Origin of the sequence: uncultured Roseobacter sp. (genome assembly GCF_947501835.1) — a bacterium.
Lineage (GTDB): Bacteria > Pseudomonadota > Alphaproteobacteria > Rhodobacterales > Rhodobacteraceae > Roseobacter.
In genome coordinates this window covers 1-3,889 of the sequence record NZ_CANMXR010000046.1, presented here as the reverse complement: position 1 = coordinate 3,889, position 3,889 = coordinate 1, and the positions used below count along the sequence as shown (strand labels likewise).

Below are 3,889 nucleotides of genomic sequence, written 5' to 3'. Positions count from 1 at the left end.
ATTTCACGCAGCGGTCGTACGATATCAATCGCTTGCTGGTAAATCGGATGCGCCTTGTAAGCCTGTAGTGCGGTGTCATCTACGAACTCTGCATAAACGACCACATCGACCTCGCCGGAGAGTTGATCGACACGGCGGTTTCGAACCACCTCAAATACACTGGCGTGAGGGATGTTTCTCAGCAAAGAAAGGCCAGCAATTATGCGCTCGACATCACTTTCGTCAGCCGCGCTGAAGAAGACTACGTGCCGGATGAAAGTTCTGTCTGACAAGGCGAAACCCACGATAAATTTGATGTCGCAACTTCTACAAGCATTTGTCGAAGTCCAGCTCAAGTTGCAAGAGGTACAATCATGCCGCAGTCGGTGCCACCAAGTATGCTTGTTCACAACCATTGACCCTCTCAACAAATGTCGTTCTCAACGAACGGCCCATTCCTGCCGTCGAACCTATATTGGTGATGTTGCGGCGTAGCCCGCCGAAGGAGGCATTCGCCGCAGCTGCGAAATCACGTGACCCGCGAGTTCACAGTTTGCGGGAAAAGCTGCTGTTTGCAATCACTCTACAGATGTCTGCTTGGTGAGGCGCAGGGTGGCTGGACGCCGACTGCCATCGTATAGTTCAGTGATGTTTGATTTCGTTCTTGCACTCACCGTAACGATCCTTGTCCTCTCAGACTGGCTTATTGGCAAAGAAGGCCGGGCTCTCATGAGAAACAGAGTTGAGACGTTCTGGTGTTTTATTATGGACAACGGTGTCCCGGCTCTCGGCCAAAAGGCGGCACTGACAACGCTTGAGCTCTATGACCGCTTCCTCGGTAAAGAGATTTTCGGGAGAAAGCACTTAATATCAAGCCTAATCCTGAGCGCACTTTTTACAACTATAGTCTATGTGGTCTTGGTCGTCCTAGCACTTCGCGGTGCATTCATGTTCTCGGTAAATCTCTCTATGGTCGCATGGATTGGCTTAAGTCTCCTGTCTCTGGCTGGAATGATCTTACCCAATTGGTTTGTTGATTTCTTGTCTCTGTCGGTGACGCACAGAATCTTGGAGAACATGACCCATGCGACCACGACCAGAGTCCTGCTTTTTTGGGTAATTGTCGATGCACTTGCAGCGGTCGTGTGCCTGATCGTGGCGATCCTGATATTCGTGTTTATCGGGCTAAATCTAGCCCCAGGCGCCGATCCAGTAGAAATTGCATGGGATGCGATTTTGGCGCTTTGGCAAGGTGTACCGCCAAGCGATGAGGGATTGGAAATGTTAGCCCTATTTGTAATTCAATTTTCCACTGCAGGAATTCCGACATTAGTACATTTTGGTTTGGCAACGGTTTGGCTTTTGCTTCATATCTTGGAGCCGTTATTGCACAAGCCGACGACTTTGGTTCTGAAGCGCGTCTACGAAAGTGACAAAGGCGTACTTACCCTTTTAAGCTTTGCCATTGCCGGAACAGCAAAACTGTTTCAGCTTTACATCAGCGCATGACGGATTGTTCGTCGCGGGCCTGGCTGCAAAATTGAGCGCAAATGAAGAATAGAAGCTTCTTGCTGTGGCGAAGCCGACATTCGTGACGCACGCAGCATTGGGAAGTATGGGCTCACTTGAGACCTTAGCCGCAACACGGTCTAAGGGCAGCTCAGCGGACAAAGTGTGAATTCCCAATCTTAACCCGAACGGCTGCTTTGATGAGGTGGCTATGTCAATTAATCGTTCCAAGCTCTCTCCGAGGGCCATCTAAATGGCCGGACACACTACTTGATGCTATCAGCGCCGTCGATCGAATTTTAGCTATGGAGATGGTCGTATCTGCCCCACGAAACGACGTCCAAATATGTCTTCAAGACGATCAGCCTGTGCTTGCAATTGTATTCGGGTGGAGATTGGCATTGCGATTTCCTCGAGAAGATATCGAGTAAGACCACCACTACGCCTTACCTGAATGCTGAATAGGCCAGTAATATTAGTTCGAAGCAGATCCGAACCCTCGTCAATGCGCTCAACTCGAGTGTTTTCTAAGAAGTCAAAAGCAACAACTTCATCGCATCGGTAGAATTCCCTCAATTTGTTTGCGGCCGCATCCGGGTCTTCAAGCGCGAACCATGGAACGCGAAAAAAACGATCAGCTAAATCATACGCGTCAAATGCCGTGTCGGATGAAATACCGTATCGTAGCCTCGCAATCCGAATAACAATAGGATACCTGTCGCCAAGGGATTCTGGGATACCCCCACATAAGCGCACTGTAGCGCGGTGCAGGCCGGATAGCGTGTCAAAATGTATAGGCGATTGCAAGTACAACAGTCTTCCTTGATTTTCCCATAACAACTCTCCAAACTCGTGATTGCTTGGAAAGGTTGCCTCAATTCTATCGAAGTATACCGGGAGGTAGATTTCAGTTTCATCAATTTTGCAGACGATCGAAACTGAGACATCCCCACTTACATCGGCGATGTTAGGACTGCAGTCGCCAAAGCTAAGTTGCTGATCATCCGATCTTGCGGAAGCGGGAATGCAGCAAATTAAGATACCAAGGCAGACAAGGTTAATCAGATTCGATTGAAACGGAGACACTTCCATTTACCTCGGATATGTTTGGCGACGACGTTCCTACGCTTGATTGAATAACATCTTGCTGCGTTATGGTTTCAACATACAGCCAAATAAGCATGCCCACGATTCCAACCGACCAAACGAGGTATGATATTTGACGCAGTAGACGATAAGAGTATTCCTTGCCCAAATTCGCAAAGATGTTCTTTCTGATGATCTCGCGAAACAGGTACAGAAAAACGCCCAACCCGAGACCGCCAATGCCAGCCACTTGGCCAAAACCTTGTAGAACCTCAGAATCAAGCATCATTTCTCCGTCGCTAATAAAGACTTTGGTTGTTTCTTATCCTCAGTACGAAGAAATAAGGCAAGCATAGAAGAAAGCTGACATTCATCCACATCGCGACTTTGGGTAAAATGGGCTCAGAGCAGACATCAGAAACACCGCAGCATCCGGGCTCTGGACATCTGGGACTTGGTTGAAGACGGCCCTTTCCAGCCATTCATCCGGCCCAACCGTTGCTGCGATGCACTCGTCGAAGCTGCCGTTCGCTGCAGGCGCAAACGGCAAGGCGTTCAGAACTCTGAACATCTTGCACGAATACAGCCGAGAGTGCCTTGCAATCAGGGTTAAGAGGAGGCTGAATTCGACGAAAGTCATAGACGCTCTGACGGATCTGTTCATCTTGCGAGGTGTGCCTGCCTACATCAGGTCGGATAATGATCCAGAGTTTATAGCCCAAGCTGTCAGAGACTGGATTGCAGCAGTCGGTGCCAAAACCGCATAAATCGAGCCAGGTTCACCGTGGGAAAATGGCTACTGCGAAAGTTTCAACGCCCGGTTCCGTGATGAGTTGTTGAACGCGGAGGTCTTTTACTCGCTACGCGAAGCACAAATCTTGATCGAAAAATGGAGGAAGCACTACAACACGAAACGAGCCCACAGTGCATTGGGATATCGACCACCAGCCCCAGAAACCTTTGTCCCGACGGAACCCACTAACATTCAAATTGAACCACTCAGGTGGGGCCGATCAGCACCTTCTCGCCGCGTTTCCCTTTAAGCGTCAGGAACTTGACGTCTACCGGGATGTAATGACCCGGAACCTGTTTCTGATAGCGCTTGGTGTGTAATTTCCGCATACGCGTTCCTCTGGACAGTCGACTGAGACCGTTGCGTCTGAGAATGCGGTATACGCCAGCATCAGAGATCTCAATCCCGTGATAGCGCTCCAAATACCAAACGATCCGGATGGGCCCTAGAGGCGGCGTTGAGAGTATTGTTCGTTTAGCCGATCAACATCCAGCGAGTCCAAGAGCTCCTCTTCGGCATAGC

General features: G+C 49.5%; 3 protein-coding genes and 2 pseudogenes. 2 read left to right on the top strand and 3 right to left on the bottom strand.

Features of this window, described 5'->3' with window-relative positions:
- On the bottom strand, positions 1-284 hold a 284-nt coding region (locus tag Q1A20_RS25980; RefSeq protein WP_299410911.1), incomplete at its 3' end, for a Dabb family protein.
- Positions 285-627: 343 nt separating this feature from the next.
- Between Q1A20_RS25980 and Q1A20_RS25975 the strand changes: the two genes are divergently transcribed.
- Positions 628-1,488 carry a hypothetical protein gene (locus tag Q1A20_RS25975; protein WP_299410913.1) on the top strand — a complete coding sequence of 287 codons (861 nt, stop codon included), beginning with the start codon at positions 628-630 and terminating at the stop codon, positions 1,486-1,488.
- A gap of 303 nt (positions 1,489-1,791) precedes the next feature.
- Here Q1A20_RS25975 and Q1A20_RS25970 read toward each other — a convergent pair whose 3' ends face one another.
- Complete coding sequence (locus Q1A20_RS25970; protein WP_299410582.1) at positions 1,792-2,580, bottom strand: hypothetical protein; 789 nt, start codon at positions 2,578-2,580, stop codon at positions 1,792-1,794.
- A 536-nt stretch (positions 2,581-3,116) separates the two neighbouring features.
- Here Q1A20_RS25970 and Q1A20_RS25965 point away from each other — a divergent pair.
- A pseudogene (locus tag Q1A20_RS25965) lies at positions 3,117-3,617 on the top strand (integrase core domain-containing protein); the annotation flags it as partial.
- Here Q1A20_RS25965 and Q1A20_RS25960 read toward each other — a convergent pair.
- Positions 3,592-3,792: pseudogene (locus Q1A20_RS25960) on the bottom strand (IS481 family transposase); the annotation flags it as partial. The pseudogenes Q1A20_RS25965 and Q1A20_RS25960 sit on opposite strands and share 26 nt — an antisense overlap.
- Positions 3,793-3,889: the final 97 nt, after the last annotated feature.

What these genes read in the sequence shown, in the direction of transcription:
- Q1A20_RS25975 (WP_299410913.1), top strand. Translation starts at nt 628, where the DNA reads ATGTTTGATTTCGTTCTTGCACTCACCGTAACGATCCTTGTCCTCTCA.
- Q1A20_RS25970 (WP_299410582.1), bottom strand. Translation starts at nt 2,580, where the DNA reads ATGGAAGTGTCTCCGTTTCAATCGAATCTGATTAACCTTGTCTGCCTT.